Here is a 20,758-nt window from a genome sequence, read left to right on the forward strand (position 1 = left end):
TCACTCCTATAAATTATTAAAATCTTCTCGATAAACTTTCTTACCATAACGTCTCGCAACTCGAAAAACTCCTGTTGCTTTATCCCATTCATCAGGTCCATTGGTTTCCGAGAAACCATTTTTATCTACTAAGATCTTTCTTATCCTTTTAGCGACCAAATCCCTTGTTTTGCGGTTTTCTGACCAGATATCAACTTGTATTAAGCTGTCTTCACTTAAATAAACGTTGTCTGCATAATCACCTATCCTATCGGAGTCAATAGGATCAAATACTATATAGGTGCCGCTAAAATCTCCAGTTTCCGGATATTCATAAAACTTAATACGGTTGCCTACATATTCTTTAATAACTTCATCCGCAATAAGAAGAGAATACATGTAATCTAACATTAAATCCCCCTCCTTAACTCGCGCTTGACAGTTTCCCGGTACGCATTCTCTGCATTCCTCATCGCCCTTGCAACGGCTCCTTTACCTCGTGGATTAGGATTATTAACAGTTCCCCATTCGTTTAAGTGAATGATTCTATAACGATTATGTGGACCACGCCAGTGTATTTTCACTGTTCTTTGTCCTGCTTTTCCAGTTGGTTCAGAAATAGTGATTTCTTCTAATGAGTAACCCTGATCTTTAAAAGTAGCGAATTGACGTTTGAGTTCTTCCACAAATACCCTTGCACCTGCTAATAATGCTCTATCAATAATTTGTTGGGTTCTTCGTTGTCCTAATCGGCTTTCTATTTCCCTCATTAATTGGCTATTTCCTCTGATGTTTACACTCATGAAGTAACACCAGCAACTACTTTTATAAACGCACTATTCTGTGGATCCGGAAAAGCATTTTTGATATTAAATTTCTTATCACGATATCCACGAGTATCCACAGAAACATAGTGTTTATTAGTTGGAATATAATCATCTAATGGGTCACGAATTGTAATAGTTATATCTTCTTCAGTCCCATTTGTTTTCGCCTGTTCTAAATCCTTCATCCATACATTGTCTACTTTTGCTAAACACTCGAAAAGGACTTTATCATCCTTCTCACCCGGTTCTGGACCATCATTAGGTTTATACTCATAAAACTTTACAGGGACTCTCAAATCGCCTGTATTAATTCGTGGAGGTTTATATTTAAATGGTTGCATTTAAATCATCCTCCTCCGGCATTAAGGAAAGTCCTAAACTAGTAATCTCGCTTAAAAAATTATCTTCAAAATATTCAAGTGCATCATTATACAAATAGCGAGTACGTTCAAAAACTAATTCCTTTGCTCGTAAGTCTGTGTCCTTTTCTCCATTTACATCAAACTCTCCACAGCTATTTTTTAAAGCAGAAATAGAAAAGGACAACAATCTTTTTAAATTGTCGTCCTCACTAGAATGATATATATGCATACGTTCTTTAAATTCTTGTACTAACTCTTGTGTGATTTCCAATCACATCAACCCCTTATGCTCCTGCTGGTTCAGGTTGTGGAATATCTAATGTGTAAATTTCAGCTACTTTATTATCACGTGGTTTACCGAAAGCGAAAGTCTTCGCAATGTGTAAATTACAATCTTCAAGGGCTAATGTTTGATCATATTCCTTTACTTCAATTCCACCACCACGGTAAGCATCATAACGATCAGTTACAAATGCAATAACTTCTCCGGCTGTTGCGAATAATGATGTGATGATTTTGAAATCAAACGGAACGTTTGTAATAAATGCGCCTTGTGCATTTCGAGTAGTGAATTTCGCACGTAATTTCCATGAATCAGTTGGATTGATAATTAGAGCTACTTTGCCATCTACATTCAACGGTTTTCCATTTTGTTTAACAGATAGTAATTCACCGATTCCAGCGAATTCCTCAATAATTTTCCCGTCATCCGCTAATGTTAATGAACCTGCTACAGTTTTCTTAGCATGGCCATCTGTTGGATCAACAGCTGCTTGTAAGTCACGAATTAGACCAATAGGTTCATGTTTTGTTGGACCCGCACCATTAATTACAGCAGACTCTATAGCTACAGCGTATGTTTCTGTAATTTGAGCTTGTACGTATGCTTTTACCCATGCTGGGCCGAATTTCGCAAGATCTTTTGGTAATACAACGAACGCTGTTAATTTAGATTGAGCGATGTTTTCTTGTTTGAACACCGCATCTAGTTGTCCTTTGATATCACCAAAGATTGGTCCCCATACAGCAGCACCTTCATACTCAGATGTGATGGTTGTTAAAGTAACCGTCCCTAAGTTTTGGAAGTTAATAACTGATAGTAAAGGATGTTCTGTTCTAAGATCATCATAAATGCGTTCAACGATTGTTTCTGGTAGAACTAATTCGTCTGTAAATCCATCTGATTTTACAACTGCATTGAAAAATGTACGTTCTTCCGTAGTCATTACATCAGCACCACGGTTTGCTAAAACTACTTGATCAACTGTATTAGCAGCAACTTGATTAGTAATTTGTGTTGTTAATGAGTTTACTAATGCATCTTGCATTGCTATCCACGCTGTTTCAACTTGTTCCGGTGTAGATTCTTCATTCTTAACTACATTCGCATAATTTAATTTAGCTTCCTCGTAATTCTCTGTATGGTTGTTTAATTTAATTGTCATATATAATACCTCCGTTTTATATTAAAAAAGGAACCCTTTACGCTTGTTAGTCGGTTGTACCGGATTAGGCGTTGGTTCCTCTTTTTTTTGATTTTTTAATTGTTTTAATTCGTTTTCTAAATTTGCATTTTGAGCTCGTAGGTTCGCAATTTCATCAGCTTTATTTCCTTCCACAGATGATGCAGATGACGTAGCAAAGCCAATTTCAACAGCTTTTGAAGCACTAAACCAAGTTTCAGCGTCAACCTTTTTACGAATTTCCGCTCTGTCAACATTAGCTTTAGTCATATAGATATCTATGATTCCTTCTTCTAACTCTTCTAATAAATCTGCTTCACTTCGGAAATCTCCCTTAGCTCCCCAAACACCACTAGAAGCTTCGTGAATCATAAACATAGAACCTAGACCCATAACCAATTCATCAGCTGCCATCGCAATTACTGATGCTGCTGAACAAGCCCATCCATCAATATAAACTTTAATTTTTGCGCCTGTTTCTTTTTTGTAACTCATTAGGCGATTGTAAATAGCGATACCATCAAATGCGCTACCTCCTGGTGAATTCAATCGGATTTCTATGTTATTGGTACCAGCTTCTTTCAAAGCATTATCAATATCTACCGCAGAAGTCCAATTTTCATTCCACCACGATTCTCCAATCACTCCATAAATAGTTAACTCCGTTACAGCTTTTTCACTATCATGCTTTACTGCAAAATTATGCGGAACAGCTTTTAACTCTTCATCAAATTGAGTGTTTTTATAGTTAAATAGACGTTTTACTTTCATTCATTCTCACCTCCTTTAACCGCTTCGGTAGTCTGATAGTTCTTAGTGATAACGAACTTGTCCAATTCCGGATCATCGGATTCTTCATATCCTGCCTCTTTCCTTAGTTCATTCCGTGAAAAGCCACCGGAAGCAACCAGCTTATCAAAGGACTCAGCAATTTCAAAAATGCTGCTATACGCAATAAACCTAGCTTCAACTTTTGAACCAGCTAAATGCTCTTTTTTTGTAAAAAGCTTTGCATTAAGTTCATCTTGTATTTTCCTTAGTAAAGGACTTATACAAAACTTTACATAAGCTTTAATAGCTGTTTCATATTCCGCTAGTTCTCCATGTATCAATGCATTAGGAATACCTAATATATTGGCCACATCATCAATTAAGGATCTTTTTAATTTCGTTAATTCATCGATTGGCTGCCCTTTTGTTTCTCCACTTGCAACTTCTTCATACTCAAAACCTTTTAGTTTTGGAACAAGCGCAATGGAATTATTTTTAAATGAATTAAATAATTTATCGATGAAGTTTTGTAATTTGGTTCTATTTTCTTTTGTGAGTTGCTGGGTCGAGTCAATTCCAACCATTCCTCGAATTTGATAATTTCTAAGAGCAATTTCAAGCATCCTACTAAATAAATTAGCGTAGTCATCAAACATCCCATCAGTAAACTTTGACAATTTTTCATTGTTGTGAGTTAAATAAATAACTTCATCCATTTGATATGTTCGTTGAAAGGTGTACCCCTTCACCATCACATTGCTAAATGTATCAGGATAAACAGCAAATTCATTCCTGGTGAAATCATCTGCAATTAAAAAATCATCACTATCAGTCTTGATTACTAATATTTCGTTTTCATCGATCAACCTATAAGTGAAATCCTGCCAAAAATCAGCAGCACTCTGATCAGTATTCGGTCTAACGTTAAATAAATAATGCCAATTATTTAACTGTCGCTTTCCGTTTTCTATAAAACGAAAGTCTGATTGGCTGATTGTGCGAGCGATAAAATTAATGCATGTTTCCAGCGCCATCTTTTTTAAATAAGCTCTTTGAGTTGTTTCATCAAGTAATTCAAGGTCAAACATCCATGACAGCTCACTATTGCGTTTTAATACCGAATCGAAAAATCCCATTTTACATATTCACCCCCCTCCCTAAAAATTCAAGGCATCTAATGCTTCTAGCGCGTCTGTAACATCATAATCTTCTAAATCCCTTGAAGCCCAAACTCCATATAAGAACATCATAAAACCATCTGTTTTCCGCTTCACTTCTTCCTTCTTTCGATAAACTTTATTACCATTAGGAAGACGCTTAACGAGTACATTATTTGTATACCAGCGCATTAAAGGATTATCTCCAAATATCACTTGTTCGTTTTCAAAAGCAATTTCCACTCTTGGAGCTAATAAACCACTGGCAGCATCAGGATTCCGGATAACCTCAACTATAAATCCTGATGCTTCAAATAACGGTTTGAGAACATCCATCTTAAAACTATCACCTATAATTTTTTTGATGTTCCAACCTTCATCACGTTTTTTAACAAACCAATTAACTACTAAATGCGGATCCATGGTTTCAATCTTTAAGACAGACAAAAAACCATCGTTTTCCCACTCACGGATTGGAGCGAATTTCCGATGGTCCTTCTTATTGTTATTTTCAGCCTTTTCTTTACTATAAGCATAATGTTTATCAGCAAATGGTTTACATACATATGAATGTGTTAACTCTTTAGGAATTAAGTAATTTTCATTTTTCAAGAATAGTAGACCCATAGCAACAAAATCCCTTACAGATGCATAGTCTAAACACCCAATGCATTCTCTTCTTTTTAATTCATCTAAATCATAAGGCTGATTAGTTGCTTTAATTTTTGTCCAGGACGTTACACTCTTTTCTAAATCCACTTTAGGTAAATTCATACGCTTTGTTATGAATTCCTCATAACCATCTGGATCATGTTCCAATTTGTTGTATTGCTTTTTTACTGTTCTAAATAGCGTTTGAGCATAATCAGATAACGGCGGGTGGAATTGTGAGTTTGCCTTTTGCCACATTTCAGGATTATGCATTTCTTCCTCACTATCTAAACAACACATAAACGGAAAAAGGCCATCGTCTCTAATACTTACAGAACCATCTAGTATACTGTCTGCTCGGTCTAGAAGTTTGTCCAAAAACCCTTCCCGAACATAACCGTCAGAACCAACATAAAACACCCTTGGATGTTTTACTTTTCCTAGTCCTGATGTAAATACATTAATTACTGAAGAATCTTCATATCGATGAATTTCTTCGAAAATAACACATCCATCTCTAAGACCGTCTTTTGTGCCGGCATTTGAAGTGTGGTATTGAAATAATGATTTAGTATCATATGATTCGATAAGAGCTTTTTTATGGTCAAAGAATACTTTCAATCTGTCATCTTTGTCGATTGTGTTAAAAACTTCTGTGAATGACATCTTTGCTTGCTTTTCGCTGTTAGCTACAACAGAAACATTATAGTTATTTATACCATGCAGATCACTAATGAAATAATTCGCTAGTGTAGAAATTCTTCCCGTTTTCCCTCCGCCACGTCCTTCATAATCTAAATGCTCATCGAACACTAAGGAACCATCTTTGTAATATAAGAAAATAAAACAAGTTTTGAATTTCTGAGTAAGCGTAAGTGGAAAATAATATTTTTCTGTAAAAGTTATATAACTTTCAATTTGCTCACTATCGAAATACATATCGTCAGCAGTTAATATTTCGCGTTCAATCAGTTCAATTAACTTAATTCGCCGCTTATTTAAAATGATTTCTCCATTACGCCACTTACGAATATATTCATTGACATAACTATAACCAATCAAATTAAACTACCACGCTTCGGTTGGTCATCCACAGTTGATGAAGGAGTAGGTGGAGTAGGTGGAGACGTGGTTTTTAATTTGAATTTAATTGATTTTTCTAGCGCAATCTTTTGAGCGTTGATTTTCATTTTCTCATTCATACTTGGATGACTCTTTATAAATTTTTGTTTTCCATTTTCAATAGTTATACTTACACCGTCACGATCAATCACTTTATCACATTCTTCATCTAGTTCATGCAGCCGTATCAAGTCATTTATTTTCTTGACTTCTAGCAAATCATCGGTATCAATTCGTGATAATAATTGATTTTTTAATTCATCAAGGTTCATACTACCCCTCCCCCCTAGACCCCTAATGTGAAAGGCTTATTTTTTTAATATTTTTAGACGAAAGGGCCCCTATAACCGGTATCCCCAGAGTGAAAAAAGCAAAAACTTTTGACCCGGGGGGTATATTACCATCGTTCATCATCTGCCCATTTGTTTTTCTTAATTACAAACTTCCATATTCGTCCATGCTTTTTGTTATGACAGTTAACACAAAGAGTTTCTAGGTTATCATCATCCAGTGCTAATTCTGGATAATCTTCTAACTCTTTAATGTGGTCAACGACTAACATGATCTTCTTACGTTTTGCTTTCTCGCTGTATTCGTTTGTATCAATAGATAACTTACCTTGGCGCTTACACTCTTGGCACTCATAGTTATCACGCTTCTTTATCCTTTCTCTCGCGCCATACTTTGGATTCTTCCACGCTGGAGAATTATAGAACTTAGCTTTCTGTTCTTTTGTTTTGTATTCAGTCACATGCATGACCCTTCACTCTGCGTTCTATTCTGTTAACTATAAGACCAGGCTCAACATGTTCAATTGAATAAGTTAATCCACCTGCGATAGCTTTATCTGATTCCCAATGGAAGAATATTTCTCGGTTAAGTTCAATCTCTTCACCTTTGTAGAATACTTTCGGTACTCCTTTCTCTTCATCCAAGGTTATTTGGAGTAATGGTTGTTTATCTTCTCTAGGCAATTCAATAGTAATTGCTTTTAATCTCTTATCATCTTTTGTTTGCTTAGCTTCAAGTCTTACTGTGTAGTCATTATCTTTTGCGTCATAATCAATATAAGATACATCATAATCATTTAATAACTCCACAACCTTTTGTTTAGCTGTTTCTTTTATTTTGTTTTCCATATATCTCACCTTTCTTTCCACAAAAAAAGCATCCACAGTAAAAATGTGAATGCTTAATCAGATGCTTTATCGTCATAAGGTCTATACAACTTTCTATTTTCCTCTAATGTTTCCTTAAACTTCATAACATCTTCTTTAAAGAATAATTGTGTATTACCACTTTCTTTAAAAGGCTTGATGTTCCCCCTTTTTAAGTGACTATGCATAGATTGTCTTGATAATCCTAATAAATCTAATACTTCTGGTTTGGTTAATACTTCTTCTGCAATTAAGGCTTTTAAATCAGGTGTCAGTTCCATAATTATATCTCCTTACTACTTATTTTTTCTCATTATAACTATGGTTGCCGCAATAACTACTAGTGTGATTATTGTTACAACTACTGATGCTATGACCATATTATATCACTCCATATTTAGGTCAGAAGGCAATAGCATCAACCCCTGCCTTCCTTTCTTTTTAGTATATCAGCTTTTAGAAATAATCGATCTCGCTCAAGGGTCTTAATTGGAACTAACTTACCATTGTCGACTAGTCTTTTTATATTTTGTCTTGTGCAGCCTAATATCTCAGCAGCTTCAATTGTCCCAATTGCCTCGTTTTCAAGAAACCTTCTTAGTTCTTCCACAGATTGAATATTCACCATAAATCACCCTATTTTTTCTTATTATCCTTGTCAGCAAGCTCTTTTTCTAATCTTGCTTTTTCGCGTTTATAATACTCTTTTCTAACTTTTGCTACTAACAGCATTACACCAACAATGACAACAGCACCAATTAATATCAAATTTACTGTTTCCATAGCTTCGTGGTATACTTAGGATTAGAACAGGGAAGCTGAACCCTTCCCCGTTCCAGAGGTTATTTCCTCTTTTTCTTATTAGTCATTTTCAACTTTGTTGCTTTGTTCTCTAGCTTAACTTTCGTTCCCTCGAACCAGAGTTTTCGAAAAGTTGCTATTCCAACCAGCAAAGTTGAAAATGCTGTTACATATCCTAGTATTTCCACGTTTTCACCTCCTTGACTTGTTAATTATATTATACCATAATCATTTACCACCGTAAACCTTTTTGATGATATTTTTGGATATTTTACATATTTTTTCTAGGATAATCCTTATTTCTTTAAAATAAAAAGACATCGCAAAGGATGTCTAGTTTAATAGCTATTCAGCTTTAAATATTGCTCCAATTCCTTCTTTTATTACAACAGGTGTAGTTATTATTCCTCCATCATCACTTAATAACTTTCCTGTATTATCTCCCCAACCGTAAACTTTACCACTTTCACCTAGGGCAATCACGAAACGATCTCCAATAACTATATCGGTAACTTTCTCTGATATGGAAACTTTCTCTGATTTAGAAATAGACCTACTTGATGTATCACCTAATCCGAGTTGTCCATAATTGTTACTACCCCACGTATATAAATCACCATTCTTATCTAATTGATACATTGCATCATTCCCAATATATATATTAGATTGTGCTGGTTGATACTCACTAATTGGAATTAATTTTCCGTCACTATCAATATCAATAGCATCTAAACGGTAATCAAATTGATTACCAGTTCCATCTTCTATAACAATTACTTCTACTAGATGATTTTTTTTAGATAAACCAGTTTTTGTATAACCTACTATTTGAGTAGCAAGTTCCGGATCTTTAGTAATACCAGCCTGACCATCCATTACTCCAGCATCTACACCATCAATAGTTACTTTTATATTGCGACTATATGAAGAAGTTGTAGTTAATATCAAAGAAAATTTGGTACCATAAAAAGCAAAACTCATTTTTGCTTTCTTTCCTTTTATAGCCCCCATAGCACTATTATTCTTATATTGACCAGGATCAATATAAGGTTTCCAAGAATTATCTTTATCACTATACGAGATTAGCGAGTTTGTATCATCATACCGTTGCCAACCTTCTTCAGGTGCTGTTAATTTTTGACCAACAGTAGCAGCTTCAACTTTACTACCATTAAACGCATAGATGGATACACTAAAAATTACAATTGTTACTGCGGAAATAATCATTAATATCTTTTTCATTTTTCTCCTCCAAAAATTATTTCTAAGTATATTATCCTATATACAGGCATATATTCCTATATGAACCATTCGACTAAATACGACATATTTCTTCTTTCTCCAAAATAAAAAGACACCCGAATGGATGCCTTAATTAAATAACATATTTATTAACGGTTGGAACTCTTCTTTAGCTGCAACCTTAACAATGTATACTATTACAGCGATAATACCGACGATTTTAAATTTGTTATTCGGAATACGCCATATCAAAATTAATAATATAACAACAATAAGAATTGGCAGAATAGGCCCTATTAAAACATTTACCATATTTCCTACTGTATCCTTGATCACAGATGTATCAAAATTCAAACTCATTCCTCCTTTATAATTCTTATTATCAAATAAGTATTAATGCAGGACAAATACTATCGTTCGACTTTAATCGACAATAATTCCAATTAATGCTTACCCTCTTTTGCAATTTAAAAGACATATATATTCTTTCTTTTTATTTCTTTTCTTTTCTTTTGTGTACTTATTGCATACATAAACGATAGTTATTGCATACATGATGTAAACAGAAACCATAGTTAATGTTAACAATAACCCTAGTTAATGCATACATTAATTCTTAATTTTCGGACTCGAACCCTTTTTAACAAACTATATAGAATTTGCTAGTATGAGAGAGTATGTCGAAGTATCCAAGAGATAATCGATACTAAAACTATGTGAAATCAAACATTGATAGTATTTTTGAGTATGAGTGAGATAATTAAACATAATTGCTTTTAATCGTCTTATAGAAGTTTGTGAATTAGTGAAAACTCGCTTTATCCTGTTAAAGACCACTCTTTTTTTAATCTTAATACCGTGTATAATAAATCAGTCGAATATAAATAAATCGAAACCAAGGTGAATGACATGTCAGAAGAAAAATACAACGGCTACGACACATCAATCATTTATGATTATAAAGAGTACCCAGATAAAAAAGCTGGAATTTGTGATAACTGCGGCAATGCTCAATTTAAGAGTTCTGTTAAAGATTATGTTTTCTTACGCGAATGCAGACAGTGTGGAATGAAGAAAACTATTTGACCCTTTGATGGGTCTTTTTTTGCATATAAAAAGCACCCGATTATTCGGATGCTTCGATATCTCTTATTTCTTTTTCTACTTTTTTGATTAATTCCTTAACGTGATCAATTTTGGTATATTCAATATCCTTAGTAAGATGCGTTAATTCTTCTTCTTTTGTTTCGATTAACTCCTGAACCTTATCCAATTCTTCAAAAACGTAACCTTCTTTTGTATTTCTTCCTTGTTCGAATCTAAAAGCAACATTACTTAAAATTCTTCTTTTAGTTTTTAATAAATCAATCTCTCTTTCGATTTCTCCAACTTGATTATCAAAATCGTTAAGTTGATTATTTAGTTCATTCAACCATAAGATAAGATTTTCTTTAATTATTTTGTTTTTTTCCACATAACATCTCTCCCTTCTCTTTAATTATCAAAGAAAGGGAAAATAGGTACAAGTTACTATCGTTCGTCAAATAACGACAAAATCAATTAATGATTCCTAATTCAAATGTATTTATCGCTTGTATTATTCTCTCTCTTTGATTCCTTGATGAATAGAGAACATTATTGCTTTCAATTGCTAAAAAGTAGATTACTTCAAGAACAGGTAAAACCACTTCATCAAGTGAACCAATTATTGAATAACCACTAGGCTTAAAATGAGAAAAATCATCTCTATATTTCTTCAGTAAATCTATCGATAACCTTTGATTCTCCTTCAACTCTAATACTTTTCCAAATTCCGTTGTTAACATATCCTTATTTTGACACAACTTAAGAACTCCACCGATACCCTTCAAATCTCTTTCATAATATTTCTTTTCTCTCTTACTTTCTACAAGGACTCGATCAGAAGGATTCGTTCCTCTTACATTACAGACCGCAAAACCGTATAGAGCTCCATGTAGGCTTATGCACACCCATTTAAATCTATGGTTACTTTCATTATCCTTGTAAAATACTGCTGCTTGTTCCAAAAAATCAATAGCATTTTCTAATTCATCAGATCTATATACTTCAAACATACAACTCAACTCCTTTTATTTTTAGTATTAATTCTACAAAAAAAGTTGATTTCCTACTTTTTTCTCCTAATAGCCCCATTATGCCTTTTATAAGTATCCCTGTTAGTACCCATCAATTCACGTAAATCCTGCTTAGATAATTTCTCTTTCCTAATCTTCTTTAACTTCTCTTTGGTGTCAGTTCGTAGATGATTTTCAAGTTTCATAATCACCACATCCTATAATAGTGTTCAGACTTACAGAAATAGCCTAAATTTTGTTTTTAATAACTCACTAGAGTATTTGTTCATTAAAACAGAAAAACGCTCCTATGAGTCTAGGAACGTTTCTTTTGAATATTTTCTTGATAATATAAATTTAACACGGATAATACCTAATATCTTAAAGTACTGTTAAACTTTTTTTAAATTTTTTTTATATTTTATTAATTATTTGGCTCTACATGAACGTGTACATCATAAACTCCATAATCGTCCCTTAAAGTACGTTCGATAATATCAGCTATATCATGTGCTTTTCTTATGTCCAATGTTGATTTTACAAGAACTTCAACATCAATAACTTCATTGTTCCCATAATTCCTTCCTTTAATTTCTTTAATTCCTTTTACTCCTTCTATATTCATTATTGCTTCCTGGTAAGTCATTATCTTATCCTCATCAAATCCATCAGAAAGTTCATGAGTAGCTTCTTTAAATATCCCCAAAGCAGTTTTGCATATTAAAATCCCCACAATAAATGCAGTAACTGAATCTAACCATGGCATATTCATCTGAGATCCAAAAATTCCTATTGCAGTTCCTATACTCACCCAGGCATCAGAAATATTATCTTTGGCAGCAGACATAACAGCTGTACTTTTTATTCTTAATGCTAGTTTTTTATTATAACGATAAACATAGTACATAACTATTGCAGAGATCAACCCGACATAAGCTGCAACAATGTCGGGTGATTCACTCTCACCTCTAAATAAAGACGTAGTAGCTTCAAATAATACTTGTAAACCAACTACCATCATAATAAAAGAAGCTACCATTGAAGCAATGCCTTCACTCTTCCAATGTCCATATTTGTGATTACTATCTGGTGGTCTTTGAGCTAATCTTAAGCCTATTAATACAGCAATTGACGCTATAATATCAGTAGTGTTGTTTAGTCCATCAGCTTTTAGAGCAGCAGAATTACTAATATACCCTACTACTAATTTAAATATTGAAAGGACTATATAAGCAATAATACTTATAATCGCTCCACGTTCACCTAGTTTTAAATTTTTATACTTTTGTTCTTCCATACAATCCACCCCTTGCCAACATAAATCTAATATTAACAAGTAAAATTCGAGTGGGTCTACAGAAACCTTTTTGTCCATTTTTATAAAAAATTGATTAAGTTAACTAAGTTGGTAAAGGTGAAATTTCTTACTTAGGGACAATTATCTAGTAATAGCTACATTAAGGTTTAAAGCTAATCGATAAAATGCTTTCCATCGGATTTTGTTATATGTCACATGGCTTATTGGTGGTTGAAATTTAAAACAATATACATTGTAATCCGTTATATATTCAGATTCATTGGTCATGTACCTTTCTTCAATCAAGAATCTCTCCATCTTAGGCAACCTTGCTACAGCTCTTTCTACTCGATTGATGAAGTTTTGTCGATATGCTTGTTGATCTACGTTATATGTAGCAATATTGGAAGTCTGGTCGCTTGTCTGATTAGTTGGTCCATGGTATCTGGATTCTGAACTTGCAGTAATACTCGCTTCTCTTTCTTCAAATTCTAGATACTTGAATAATCGATATTTCTCTAGTTCGCCTTCCACAGCCTGCTGCGTTAATTTTCTATCTATCTCAGGAAGCACAAAAGACATTTGTTTCAAGACGACTCCCCCCATGATATAATTTATTTAGGTTGTTTTATTTATTGCTGGGAAGAGTATTCCTGGCTTTTTTTATTTGATTCCATATTTCTCTTTCATAAACTCCACTTCATTAGTTACTTTCTGAAGAATACGTTTTTCGACCATGATATCATTCTCTGTGGCGTTAGGACGTTTAATATAATGCTGTAAGGCATGCTTGATTATCTGCAGCTTTTTATATTCCTTCATTCCCCTCCACCTTTCAATGCTTTTCTAGAAATATTCACCATGTTTTCTCTTAAGTTAAAAGGCATATTTGCGATTTCTTTCAATGCTTTTTCATATCTCTCCATTTTTTTAAGCAATTCATGATACTGACCATTTATCTGAACAACTATATTACAATCACCAACAGTTAACGCTCCAACAGGATCATTTTCAATCCATTGGCGACTTGCTTCTTGCATGATGTATCCTAATTGATGATGATTTTTGGATATAAATTTTTGTACCTCATCCATTTCCCTTCACCCTCCAATTATTTTATTCCCATCACTACATAGCCGTCTTTTTGTGCATAGTCTGTTATATATGTGATTTGTTTTAGCAATTCTCTGTTAGTGTATCTATTTTCTTCTGGTACAAATTCTGTTAGCAGTATTTCATCTCCAATTTTAAAATCACGGTCATTCCGTCTAATTTCAAACGTTTTTACTCCCGCCAAAACCGCACTGTAATATTGTGGTTCTATTTTCAGTTCATGCCTTTTCATTTCCCTTCTCCCTTCCTTTCTGCGGATAAGTTTCGTAATGTGCGTATTAATATTCAGTTGAACAAATGATGCAAGGTTTAGTTATTTTTTCGTTTTCTATAACCCAAGAAAAAGGCTTTAATACGAATAATTCCCCACCAACATTTCTCATATTCAATTGAGTGAGTGTTTGTTCTTCTGTTGGTAAATCATCAACGTTGACATACATAGTTTCCGATAGGGACACTTCTCCCCATGATGAAAAATCAGTTTCTATTTCTTCTTTTTCAAATCCAGTTTCTTTTTCATAAAATTCCTTTGCTTGAACTTCGTTTTCAGCACACACCCAATCACAATCGTTCATTCTAAATACTTTCATTTCAATTCCTCCTTTTTATTGAATAATAGTTATCTATGTTTTCTCTCCTGGTGCCTATATCCCAAATACATAACCGAAAAAAGAAATATCTGACCTAGACAAAAACCGAAGAGAAATTGCATATCAACTATTCAACATCGCTTGTCGTTCGGCATCTTTTAAACGTTTATACTCTCTAAACACCTTAGTCAGCTGTTCTTTCTCCCCATAAACCCAAATGCGATCATATGGTAAATTCCAATCTTTTAAGGTCTCATAAGAAACTTCTACACCATCACCCACATTCGCCCAAATACGAACTGTAGTTATATCTTCAGGTGGTTTTCCATCAACAAGAAAAGTAGTGTGATTGATATTGCCATTTGAATGGAACAATACTCCTTTATTAAACTTTTCTAATTCCTCCTGTGCTGCAAGTAACATAGCTGCTAATTCTTCTTTTTTATGTTTTTTCATTAGAGTTTCAATTTTCATTACTGCCAGCTCCTTAATATAATGGGTTTAATTCTCCCCTTCTCGAAAGAAGAGGAGCAAATCTATTAATCTAATGAATCCTCATCGTTTGGAGAAGCAAATGGATCTCCGTCTAGTTCATCTTCTTCCTTGTCTACATCATCTAGAGAAAGTTGATCTGGGCTGATATTAGCTGTCCCATCTTTATCAACTGAATAAGGAATGCCCTCGTGCTCGTCCTCAAAATCATCTGTGCTCATTTGAGTTTCAACAATATGGAGTGTTACATCTGAGCCTGCTTTTTTATAAAAATTGAATGTATTTTCAGCAGAAGCATCGACTTTCACAATGAACTCTAAAACTGTTTTCTTACTGTCCTTAGTTGTCTTGCTAAATTCACATTTTAGCTTATGTTCCACTCCTTCAATTTCAAGAAGAACCATTTCGCGAGTGAGCATATTTAATTCCGGCTTTTTCTCGTCTTCACCCTTCACATGGAATTGAACAAGCTCCTTTTTGCTATCCTTCGTTTGTTTGTTAAAATGCGCTTTAACAGATACTTGCATGATTAATTCGCTCCTTTTAAGATAGTGTCGATTACTTCATTTTGATAACTAATTCCGTATTCCTTTATTAATGGGCTATGCTTGGTGTAATATACATCTCTTGCTATTTGAGCCAATACATAAGCATCAATTACGTTGTCGCTTTTATGAGAATAATTAAAGTGTTCCTTTACAGCCGCCTTAACAGCTCTCTTTTTTTCAGGACCAGATAATCTTCTCTTACTTCCTTTTTCTCCTGTCCAACCAGTTACGCCAACATATTTTTTTAGTGCATTTGGTGCAACTTCAATGTAATTCATTTTCCTAGCATCAAGCGCCATACGGATTCCCCATCCAATGCCACCATTCTGCACTGCTTGTTGAGAAGCAAATCCAAATCCCTCAATAGCGATAATGTCATCCTTTTTTATGTGGTCCATAACATCTATAATCATGGTTCTCATGCGTTTTGGATCTACAGTACCTATTCCGGTAATCTCTTTTTCTTTTAAAATCCCTTCCTCATCATCTAATGCAACAAATCCTGTCTTCGTGGATGGATCTATACCTATAAATCTCATAAACTCACCTTCTTAATTTAATGGACCGTTTTTTTTTATTCATCAATTGAATCTGGGATATTATTTGATTAATATCAAACCCTAGATTGCTTTTAACGATAATACGATTCATTCTATTTACTACTTGATAAAATTCTTCTTCATTCCAATTTAAAACGGCAGAAACAACATATATCAAACTCACTCTTTCCTTCACGTTGTTAACCTTTCTAGATTGAGCATACTTAACTAATACATCCTTTAACTCCGTTAATTCTGCTGATAATTCTTTTCCATCCAATAATGTTTCTAAATCTTTATCAGTTTGGGTTTCGGCCATCTTTTATTCCTCCTATTCCTTACTAGGTAATTCTGTAAAATGCTGCTTCCATCCTTGGAACAACAATCTGAAATCATTCAAGCCTGTATCTCGACCTTTTGCTATTGTCTGTTGAATAACTTTTCCGCCCATTTCCGTATCGTCTGGATTGTGCCAAAGGAACTCAACTACATCTGCATCCTGTTCAATGGAACCACTCTCTTTTAAATGTGATAGCTGCGGCTTCAATGCCTTTTCAAACTCACGAGACATTTGAGATAGCATATAGAAACAACACTCTAGTTCTCTTGCAATCTGTTTAGCTGCACCTGTAACATTTCCAATAGCTTGCGATCTACTTTCGCCTTTACGTTGTGGAATGTTCATAATCTGTAAGTAATCCACTGCAATTAAAGCTACTTTTCCATGTTTCTTTTTGAACTGCCTAGCTATTGCCCTTACTTCATCAATAGTTATATAAGGCTTGTCTTGTATGAAAATAGGCAGAAATTCAAAACCTTCATACGCATTTTTTAAGGTATCCAGTTCTTTTTCACTTAAAGTTTTTGCTTTAATTCTTTGATAAGGAATACCTGTAACAGAAGACATCATCCTGTCTTTCAGTTCGTCTTCCCCCATCTCTTGAGAGAAAATAAGAACTACACCTTTATGTTGTTTAGCAGCTCCATAACACGTTTGAAGCATTTTAGCTGTTTTACCTACTGATGGTCTTCCAGCACTTACATATAACCAACCTCGCCATAATCCCTTCGCCCAATTATCAAAAAACTTGAACTCTGTTTTTATGTAATCTGCTTGGGTGGATAGATGCTTAAAGTAATCTTCTTTACTTTCAGAAAAGCTTCTCATTTTCACATTATCCTGCGGTCTCATTTCACCAACTAATGTTTCAATAGCTGAGAAATACTCTTCGTCCGTTTCATAATCATCCCTAGTCATTCCCTTGATAATCTCGCCCATATTCTTTGTGCGTCTTTCTAATGCCTTGGAACGAATAATTCTTGCATAATATTCCGTGCTGGCTGTAGAAGGACAGGCGGCTGTTAAATCCATAAGGTAGGATACACCGCCCATATTTTCTACTTGGTCGAATTTCACATAGGTTTCTGTAACAGTTACAACATCAACAGGAACACCTTTTTTCTCTAGATACCTCATAACCTTGTATATTTGTTGGTGCCTTTGAGAAGAAAAATCTCTAACTTCTAGAAAAGTAATTTCATCCAAAACATTCGAATCAATAAGGATAGCCCCTAATACAGATTGTTCAACCGATATATCATTTATTTCTTGTTCAGCTGCTCCAATCGAATTCAGAAGGATCACCCCCTGCTGCAACAAATTTAGAGAATGCTATATCCTTATCCCTAAAATCTTGTTGTGGTTGTTGTTGAGTTGGCTGTTTAGTTGTCTTGCTTGATTTCATCTTGATAGCTAGTTCTCCAAACTTTTCTCTTAATTTTTTGGCGCTTAGTACATTGGTTCTCCAAAATGAATCTTTTGTTACCCAATCCATAACATCTTTTGCAAGACGTTTATCCACTTCATCTATTTCAATTAGCTTTCTAAATTCATCCGCCCATTTTTGCATATTAGCTTTTTTAACTAAGTGCTCAACTCCTGCATCTTTTGCCACTGTCAAAACTTTGTCATAAAAATAAGTAGCCATTTTAAAATAAGAGCTTTCCTCGTCATACTTTTTTTGTTGACGAGTATTTTTCTTTATATTTTTCTTTTTTCTTTCTTGTGGGGCTACGTCGCCTACAGTTCTGTGGGGTACGTCGCCTACACTACTGTGGGGTACGTCGCCTACACTACTGTGGGGTACGTCGCCTACACTTACAACTGTAGGGTGCGTCGCCAACAGTGGTTCTTTCCATTCATCAAAATTCTTGTTAAAACTAATAATGTTTGCACCTCTAGAACCTTTCCCAATGGCAAATATTATGTTGCGTTCAATCAAAATTTTCAGTTCTCTGTTGACGCTCTTTCTATCTTTAATTCCTATTGCTGTAGAAAGAAAAGAACTTGATAACTCATGCTGTTTTCTCTGAAAACCATAAGTGTAACGCCAAACAACCATAACAATTCGAAATTGGGTGCCATTGAGATTGGTTTTCGAAATGTGTTCTAGAATCTCGTTGGCAATCCTAGTGTGTCCTTGTTCAATTTGTGGGTTTGCCATAACGAATCATCCATTCATCATTTTTGTAACAATATTCGCCCTTTAATAAATTGTGTAAGTTCCTGAGCGAAATTAAATCTATCTTGCTTTTCATCGCCTTTATACTCTGTATCTAACCAAGTATTAATCAATTGATCTACTTGCTTTACTAATTTTGTTTCACCGTCCAATTTATACCCATTAGCAATCGCACAAACGTATTTGGTAGGATGTTCTAAAGCAAATTTTTTCAATACGACTGAATCTCCAACTGTTTCACTTGCAAGGTGAATTATCTGCAAAAGTAATAAGTTAATTTCATCTTTATTAACAAGTTTCCCCCATGAATTCTTTACTCCCTCAAATGCGTTATATACATCAAGTGGTAATTCAACCTTTTCCACCTAAATCACCTCAATTTTGTAATGTTCATCTGCTTTGAAGCTTTTTTTCATCAATGCCCTCATAGTAGTCATTTTGGCTAGCGCAGGCATGTTATTTTTGCTTGATAAATGTGTTAGGTATATTTGCTCTCCTAATCCCTGAACTAGCTTAGAAAGGGCTGTAGCTGTCTGCTCATTAGATAAATGTCCAACATTTGATAAAATCCTAGCTTTTACTCTGTCAGGATAATCGGAAACCTCCACCATGTTAGGTTCATGATTTGATTCGATAATATAAATCTGTGAGAACTCCATCTTTTCAAGAATTAGTTCATCTACATGTCCAGTATCTAAACAGATAGAGCATTTATTATTTTCATAGTCCGTTACTGTATATCCGACTGGATCATAAGCATCATGATGAGTCTTAAAGGATTCAATAAAGAATTTATCTTCAAAATTAATACTCTCTCCTGCTTTAAATACTCTTTTTAATTCCTCATCTACTTTAGGCATTGACTTCCATTCATTCTCTGCAGCATAGACCGGAATCTTATACTTATTAGCTATTGGCAATCCCTGAACATGGTCCTTATGGGCATGTGTGATAAAGATGGACACAATGCTTGTTGGTGAAATACCAACTTCTAACAACCTTTTTTCAATCTTTGTTTTGGCAATACCAACGTCAACAAGAATAGTAGATTGATTGGAACGAATGGCAATCACATTGCCACTCGAACCACTTGCTATAATGTCTACTTTCATGAGTATCAGTCCAAACTGTCCGCACTAGACTCTTGAGCTTCTTTCAAATCGATATGCATGTCCAATAAATCATTTAATCCAGTTAGTTGCGCTAACGTTGGGTTTTTACCAACTAAATCAGGTGCATGCTGTTCGATATATGCAGCAATTGCATCTTTACCAACAATGCCTAGCTTCTTAAATTTAGCGTTCATTTCAGCACGAGCCTTTTCTGTAGGAGTTAGCTTTTTAGGATCTTCTTGCTTAGGTGTATCAATTACTTCTTGTGTTGGAGTAATATCTTTTCTTTCTTGTGGCTTATACTCTGGAATATTAGTTTCTGGCTCGCCATGAGTGATTGTTTCATCTTCAAACTCTAGTCCATATTGTTTTTTCAAAGCACGTTGTTGTACGTGTTTTCCAAACATATCAGCTGTCCACTTATTCCAGTTATCTTTATTTTGACCAGTGAACATATGAGACACTTCTTCAATGTCCATGATTACTGTTACAGGTCTATGTCCATCACGATAAGCAATAGAATAGGCACCGATAATCTTTCCACGCGGGAAACCAATTTCATGAAGAACAACTTCCATTTCCTTTGTTTCTTTGTTCATCGCGATTTTAAATTCATCATTCTCATGAACCATTTGAGTATCCGGTGGTTGGAAGCCTTCTTGTTGTCTAGCCTTAGCAAGATACGCTTCTGCAGCAAACTGAATTCGAGCTGTGTTTCCATATTTGATAAAGAAAATTTCATTTTTAAATGGATCTAGACCATAAGAAGCTGCCTTATGTGCGAATAATAAAAACTCCTGGTCACTTGCTGTTGGTGCTATCGATGTTCTAATTACCTGTAATACTTCTGGTTTAAATGCTTCTGTGATTTCTGGTGTATATTGTACGATTGAGTTATTAGCCATTTTTAATTCCTC

General features: G+C 34.4%; 35 protein-coding genes. 1 reads left to right on the top strand and 34 read right to left on the bottom strand.

The annotated features are described in order from the left end of the window. Positions 1 to 6: 6 nt before the first annotated feature. The 17 genes from BCI01S_RS20065 to BCI01S_RS20135 all read right to left on the bottom strand — a co-directional run bounded on the left by BCI01S_RS20065 (position 7) and on the right by BCI01S_RS20135 (position 9,886). Entirely contained in the window at positions 7 to 390 is a 384-nt protein-coding gene (locus BCI01S_RS20065) for a DUF3168 domain-containing protein (protein ID WP_061800858.1), read from the bottom strand. Next, a complete protein-coding gene (locus BCI01S_RS20070; protein ID WP_061800859.1) occupies positions 390 to 782 on the bottom strand; it encodes a hypothetical protein in 393 nt (130 codons plus the stop codon). The genes BCI01S_RS20065 and BCI01S_RS20070 overlap by 1 nt, the downstream gene beginning before the upstream one ends. Continuing rightward, positions 779 to 1,147, bottom strand: a complete 369-nt coding sequence (locus tag BCI01S_RS20075; protein ID WP_061800860.1) for a glutathione S-transferase family protein — start codon at positions 1,145 to 1,147, stop codon at positions 779 to 781. The genes BCI01S_RS20070 and BCI01S_RS20075 overlap by 4 nt, the downstream gene beginning before the upstream one ends. Then, positions 1,134 to 1,439, bottom strand: coding sequence for a hypothetical protein (locus BCI01S_RS20080; RefSeq protein ID WP_082810104.1), 306 nt, complete (start codon positions 1,437 to 1,439; stop codon positions 1,134 to 1,136). The genes BCI01S_RS20075 and BCI01S_RS20080 overlap by 14 nt, the downstream gene beginning before the upstream one ends. Positions 1,440 to 1,452: 13 nt before the next feature. Next, positions 1,453 to 2,613: a phage major capsid protein gene (locus tag BCI01S_RS20085; protein ID WP_061800861.1), complete on the bottom strand. Its 1,161-nt coding sequence runs from the start codon at positions 2,611 to 2,613 to the stop codon at positions 1,453 to 1,455. A 21-nt stretch (positions 2,614 to 2,634) separates the two neighbouring features. Beyond that, positions 2,635 to 3,402 carry a head maturation protease, ClpP-related gene (locus BCI01S_RS20090; protein WP_061800862.1) on the bottom strand — a complete coding sequence of 256 codons (768 nt, stop codon included), beginning with the start codon at positions 3,400 to 3,402 and terminating at the stop codon, positions 2,635 to 2,637. Next, positions 3,399 to 4,538, bottom strand: a complete 1,140-nt coding sequence (locus BCI01S_RS20095; protein ID WP_061800863.1) for a phage portal protein — start codon at positions 4,536 to 4,538, stop codon at positions 3,399 to 3,401. The genes BCI01S_RS20090 and BCI01S_RS20095 overlap by 4 nt, the downstream gene beginning before the upstream one ends. A gap of 21 nt (positions 4,539 to 4,559) precedes the next feature. Then, positions 4,560 to 6,272, bottom strand: a complete 1,713-nt coding sequence (locus BCI01S_RS20100; RefSeq protein WP_061800864.1) for a terminase TerL endonuclease subunit — start codon at positions 6,270 to 6,272, stop codon at positions 4,560 to 4,562. Next, entirely contained in the window at positions 6,269 to 6,604 is a 336-nt protein-coding gene (locus BCI01S_RS20105; protein ID WP_061800865.1) for a hypothetical protein, read from the bottom strand. The genes BCI01S_RS20100 and BCI01S_RS20105 overlap by 4 nt, the downstream gene beginning before the upstream one ends. A 125-nt stretch (positions 6,605 to 6,729) precedes the next feature. Further along, positions 6,730 to 7,089 carry an HNH endonuclease gene (locus BCI01S_RS20110; RefSeq protein WP_082810105.1) on the bottom strand — a complete coding sequence of 120 codons (360 nt, stop codon included), beginning with the start codon at positions 7,087 to 7,089 and terminating at the stop codon, positions 6,730 to 6,732. Then, entirely contained in the window at positions 7,076 to 7,471 is a 396-nt protein-coding gene (locus tag BCI01S_RS20115; protein WP_061800867.1) for a hypothetical protein, read from the bottom strand. The genes BCI01S_RS20110 and BCI01S_RS20115 overlap by 14 nt, the downstream gene beginning before the upstream one ends. 53 nt (positions 7,472 to 7,524) lie before the next feature. After that, positions 7,525 to 7,770, bottom strand: a complete 246-nt coding sequence (locus BCI01S_RS20120; RefSeq protein ID WP_061800868.1) for a helix-turn-helix transcriptional regulator — start codon at positions 7,768 to 7,770, stop codon at positions 7,525 to 7,527. A 137-nt stretch (positions 7,771 to 7,907) separates the two neighbouring features. Next, the gene (locus BCI01S_RS20125; RefSeq protein ID WP_061800869.1) at positions 7,908 to 8,117 is read right to left on the bottom strand and encodes a helix-turn-helix domain-containing protein; all 210 of its coding nucleotides are present in this window, start codon (positions 8,115 to 8,117) and stop codon (positions 7,908 to 7,910) included. Positions 8,118 to 8,125: 8 nt separating this feature from the next. Then, positions 8,126 to 8,272, bottom strand: a complete 147-nt coding sequence (locus BCI01S_RS25410) for a hypothetical protein (protein WP_156485470.1) — start codon at positions 8,270 to 8,272, stop codon at positions 8,126 to 8,128. Positions 8,273 to 8,331: 59 nt separating this feature from the next. Beyond that, positions 8,332 to 8,478, bottom strand: a complete 147-nt coding sequence (locus BCI01S_RS25415) for a hypothetical protein (protein WP_156485471.1) — start codon at positions 8,476 to 8,478, stop codon at positions 8,332 to 8,334. A 157-nt stretch (positions 8,479 to 8,635) separates the two neighbouring features. Beyond that, positions 8,636 to 9,532, bottom strand: a complete 897-nt coding sequence (locus BCI01S_RS20130; RefSeq protein WP_061800870.1) for an RCC1 domain-containing protein — start codon at positions 9,530 to 9,532, stop codon at positions 8,636 to 8,638. A 129-nt stretch (positions 9,533 to 9,661) separates the two neighbouring features. Continuing rightward, positions 9,662 to 9,886 (bottom strand): hypothetical protein, encoded by a 225-nt coding sequence (locus tag BCI01S_RS20135; RefSeq protein ID WP_061800871.1) that lies wholly within the window; start codon positions 9,884 to 9,886, stop codon positions 9,662 to 9,664. A 555-nt stretch (positions 9,887 to 10,441) separates the two neighbouring features. Between BCI01S_RS20135 and BCI01S_RS25420 the strand changes: the two genes are divergently transcribed. Continuing rightward, the gene (locus BCI01S_RS25420; RefSeq protein WP_156485472.1) at positions 10,442 to 10,618 is read left to right on the top strand and encodes a DUF8096 family protein; all 177 of its coding nucleotides are present in this window, start codon (positions 10,442 to 10,444) and stop codon (positions 10,616 to 10,618) included. A gap of 40 nt (positions 10,619 to 10,658) precedes the next feature. On the opposite strand, the gene BCI01S_RS20140 is transcribed toward BCI01S_RS25420, so the two are convergent. The 17 genes from BCI01S_RS20140 to BCI01S_RS20215 form a co-directional block, all read right to left on the bottom strand. Further along, entirely contained in the window at positions 10,659 to 11,006 is a 348-nt protein-coding gene (locus BCI01S_RS20140; protein ID WP_061800872.1) for a hypothetical protein, read from the bottom strand. An 82-nt stretch (positions 11,007 to 11,088) separates the two neighbouring features. Next, a complete protein-coding gene (locus tag BCI01S_RS20145) occupies positions 11,089 to 11,628 on the bottom strand; it encodes a hypothetical protein (protein ID WP_061800873.1) in 540 nt (179 codons plus the stop codon). A gap of 424 nt (positions 11,629 to 12,052) precedes the next feature. Then, positions 12,053 to 12,925 (bottom strand): cation diffusion facilitator family transporter, encoded by an 873-nt coding sequence (locus BCI01S_RS20150; protein ID WP_061800874.1) that lies wholly within the window; start codon positions 12,923 to 12,925, stop codon positions 12,053 to 12,055. A gap of 141 nt (positions 12,926 to 13,066) precedes the next feature. Then, positions 13,067 to 13,507 carry an ArpU family phage packaging/lysis transcriptional regulator gene (locus tag BCI01S_RS20155; RefSeq protein WP_061800898.1) on the bottom strand — a complete coding sequence of 147 codons (441 nt, stop codon included), beginning with the start codon at positions 13,505 to 13,507 and terminating at the stop codon, positions 13,067 to 13,069. A gap of 81 nt (positions 13,508 to 13,588) precedes the next feature. Next, on the bottom strand, positions 13,589 to 13,747 hold the full coding sequence (locus BCI01S_RS25675; protein ID WP_167555740.1) for a hypothetical protein: 159 nt from the start codon (positions 13,745 to 13,747) through the stop codon (positions 13,589 to 13,591). After that, complete coding sequence (locus BCI01S_RS20160; RefSeq protein ID WP_061800875.1) at positions 13,744 to 14,019, bottom strand: hypothetical protein; 276 nt, start codon at positions 14,017 to 14,019, stop codon at positions 13,744 to 13,746. Before BCI01S_RS20160 ends, BCI01S_RS25675 begins: the two co-directional genes overlap by 4 nt. A gap of 17 nt (positions 14,020 to 14,036) precedes the next feature. Continuing rightward, positions 14,037 to 14,270, bottom strand: coding sequence for a DUF3850 domain-containing protein (locus BCI01S_RS20165; RefSeq protein ID WP_061800876.1), 234 nt, complete (start codon positions 14,268 to 14,270; stop codon positions 14,037 to 14,039). A gap of 46 nt (positions 14,271 to 14,316) precedes the next feature. Further along, the gene (locus BCI01S_RS20170; protein ID WP_061800877.1) at positions 14,317 to 14,628 is read right to left on the bottom strand and encodes a hypothetical protein; all 312 of its coding nucleotides are present in this window, start codon (positions 14,626 to 14,628) and stop codon (positions 14,317 to 14,319) included. Positions 14,629 to 14,751: 123 nt separating this feature from the next. Then, positions 14,752 to 15,102, bottom strand: a complete 351-nt coding sequence (locus BCI01S_RS20175) for a hypothetical protein (RefSeq protein ID WP_061800878.1) — start codon at positions 15,100 to 15,102, stop codon at positions 14,752 to 14,754. Positions 15,103 to 15,167: 65 nt separating this feature from the next. Further along, positions 15,168 to 15,647 (bottom strand): hypothetical protein, encoded by a 480-nt coding sequence (locus tag BCI01S_RS20180; protein WP_061800879.1) that lies wholly within the window; start codon positions 15,645 to 15,647, stop codon positions 15,168 to 15,170. Between the two features lie 2 nt (positions 15,648 to 15,649). Further along, positions 15,650 to 16,207 (bottom strand): RuvC family protein, encoded by a 558-nt coding sequence (locus BCI01S_RS20185; protein ID WP_061800880.1) that lies wholly within the window; start codon positions 16,205 to 16,207, stop codon positions 15,650 to 15,652. A 4-nt stretch (positions 16,208 to 16,211) separates the two neighbouring features. Beyond that, positions 16,212 to 16,526: a hypothetical protein gene (locus BCI01S_RS20190; RefSeq protein ID WP_061800881.1), complete on the bottom strand. Its 315-nt coding sequence runs from the start codon at positions 16,524 to 16,526 to the stop codon at positions 16,212 to 16,214. Between the two features lie 12 nt (positions 16,527 to 16,538). Beyond that, positions 16,539 to 17,852: a replicative DNA helicase gene (locus tag BCI01S_RS20195; protein ID WP_235844545.1), complete on the bottom strand. Its 1,314-nt coding sequence runs from the start codon at positions 17,850 to 17,852 to the stop codon at positions 16,539 to 16,541. Then, a complete protein-coding gene (locus BCI01S_RS24955) occupies positions 17,821 to 18,711 on the bottom strand; it encodes a replication protein (protein WP_082810106.1) in 891 nt (296 codons plus the stop codon). The genes BCI01S_RS20195 and BCI01S_RS24955 overlap by 32 nt, the downstream gene beginning before the upstream one ends. Positions 18,712 to 18,728: 17 nt before the next feature. Then, complete coding sequence (locus tag BCI01S_RS20205) at positions 18,729 to 19,094, bottom strand: hypothetical protein (protein ID WP_061800882.1); 366 nt, start codon at positions 19,092 to 19,094, stop codon at positions 18,729 to 18,731. Next, entirely contained in the window at positions 19,095 to 19,841 is a 747-nt protein-coding gene (locus tag BCI01S_RS20210; RefSeq protein ID WP_061800883.1) for an MBL fold metallo-hydrolase, read from the bottom strand. It lies immediately after the preceding gene. A gap of 5 nt (positions 19,842 to 19,846) precedes the next feature. Continuing rightward, positions 19,847 to 20,746, bottom strand: coding sequence for a RecT family recombinase (locus tag BCI01S_RS20215; protein WP_053215722.1), 900 nt, complete (start codon positions 20,744 to 20,746; stop codon positions 19,847 to 19,849). Positions 20,747 to 20,758 lie beyond the last annotated feature (12 nt).

The organism is Niallia circulans NBRC 13626 (assembly GCF_001591585.1).
Classification (GTDB): domain Bacteria; phylum Bacillota; class Bacilli; order Bacillales; family Cytobacillaceae; genus Niallia; species Niallia circulans.

Coding starts and splice junctions, on each gene's coding strand:
- BCI01S_RS20165 (WP_061800876.1), bottom strand. CDS start 14,270: ATGAAAAGGCATGAACTGAAAATAGAACCACAATATTACAGTGCGGTT.
- BCI01S_RS20070 (WP_061800859.1), bottom strand. CDS start 782: ATGAGTGTAAACATCAGAGGAAATAGCCAATTAATGAGGGAAATAGAA.
- BCI01S_RS20085 (WP_061800861.1), bottom strand. CDS start 2,613: ATGACAATTAAATTAAACAACCATACAGAGAATTACGAGGAAGCTAAA.
- BCI01S_RS20065 (WP_061800858.1), bottom strand. CDS start 390: ATGTTAGATTACATGTATTCTCTTCTTATTGCGGATGAAGTTATTAAA.
- BCI01S_RS20160 (WP_061800875.1), bottom strand. CDS start 14,019: ATGGATGAGGTACAAAAATTTATATCCAAAAATCATCATCAATTAGGA.
- BCI01S_RS20095 (WP_061800863.1), bottom strand. CDS start 4,538: ATGGGATTTTTCGATTCGGTATTAAAACGCAATAGTGAGCTGTCATGG.
- BCI01S_RS20090 (WP_061800862.1), bottom strand. CDS start 3,402: ATGAAAGTAAAACGTCTATTTAACTATAAAAACACTCAATTTGATGAA.
- BCI01S_RS25420 (WP_156485472.1), top strand. CDS start 10,442: ATGTCAGAAGAAAAATACAACGGCTACGACACATCAATCATTTATGAT.
- BCI01S_RS25410 (WP_156485470.1), bottom strand. CDS start 8,272: ATGGAAACAGTAAATTTGATATTAATTGGTGCTGTTGTCATTGTTGGT.
- BCI01S_RS20210 (WP_061800883.1), bottom strand. CDS start 19,841: ATGAAAGTAGACATTATAGCAAGTGGTTCGAGTGGCAATGTGATTGCC.
- BCI01S_RS20185 (WP_061800880.1), bottom strand. CDS start 16,207: ATGAGATTTATAGGTATAGATCCATCCACGAAGACAGGATTTGTTGCA.
- BCI01S_RS25675 (WP_167555740.1), bottom strand. CDS start 13,747: ATGAAGGAATATAAAAAGCTGCAGATAATCAAGCATGCCTTACAGCAT.
- BCI01S_RS20215 (WP_053215722.1), bottom strand. CDS start 20,746: ATGGCTAATAACTCAATCGTACAATATACACCAGAAATCACAGAAGCA.
- BCI01S_RS20115 (WP_061800867.1), bottom strand. CDS start 7,471: ATGGAAAACAAAATAAAAGAAACAGCTAAACAAAAGGTTGTGGAGTTA.
- BCI01S_RS20190 (WP_061800881.1), bottom strand. CDS start 16,526: ATGGCCGAAACCCAAACTGATAAAGATTTAGAAACATTATTGGATGGA.
- BCI01S_RS20125 (WP_061800869.1), bottom strand. CDS start 8,117: ATGGTGAATATTCAATCTGTGGAAGAACTAAGAAGGTTTCTTGAAAAC.
- BCI01S_RS20175 (WP_061800878.1), bottom strand. CDS start 15,102: ATGAAAATTGAAACTCTAATGAAAAAACATAAAAAAGAAGAATTAGCA.
- BCI01S_RS20170 (WP_061800877.1), bottom strand. CDS start 14,628: ATGAAAGTATTTAGAATGAACGATTGTGATTGGGTGTGTGCTGAAAAC.
- BCI01S_RS20180 (WP_061800879.1), bottom strand. CDS start 15,647: ATGCAAGTATCTGTTAAAGCGCATTTTAACAAACAAACGAAGGATAGC.
- BCI01S_RS20130 (WP_061800870.1), bottom strand. CDS start 9,532: ATGAAAAAGATATTAATGATTATTTCCGCAGTAACAATTGTAATTTTT.
- BCI01S_RS20075 (WP_061800860.1), bottom strand. CDS start 1,147: ATGCAACCATTTAAATATAAACCTCCACGAATTAATACAGGCGATTTG.
- BCI01S_RS20150 (WP_061800874.1), bottom strand. CDS start 12,925: ATGGAAGAACAAAAGTATAAAAATTTAAAACTAGGTGAACGTGGAGCG.
- BCI01S_RS24955 (WP_082810106.1), bottom strand. CDS start 18,711: ATGGCAAACCCACAAATTGAACAAGGACACACTAGGATTGCCAACGAG.
- BCI01S_RS20110 (WP_082810105.1), bottom strand. CDS start 7,089: ATGCATGTGACTGAATACAAAACAAAAGAACAGAAAGCTAAGTTCTAT.
- BCI01S_RS20145 (WP_061800873.1), bottom strand. CDS start 11,628: ATGTTTGAAGTATATAGATCTGATGAATTAGAAAATGCTATTGATTTT.
- BCI01S_RS20105 (WP_061800865.1), bottom strand. CDS start 6,604: ATGAACCTTGATGAATTAAAAAATCAATTATTATCACGAATTGATACC.
- BCI01S_RS20120 (WP_061800868.1), bottom strand. CDS start 7,770: ATGGAACTGACACCTGATTTAAAAGCCTTAATTGCAGAAGAAGTATTA.
- BCI01S_RS20155 (WP_061800898.1), bottom strand. CDS start 13,507: ATGTCTTTTGTGCTTCCTGAGATAGATAGAAAATTAACGCAGCAGGCT.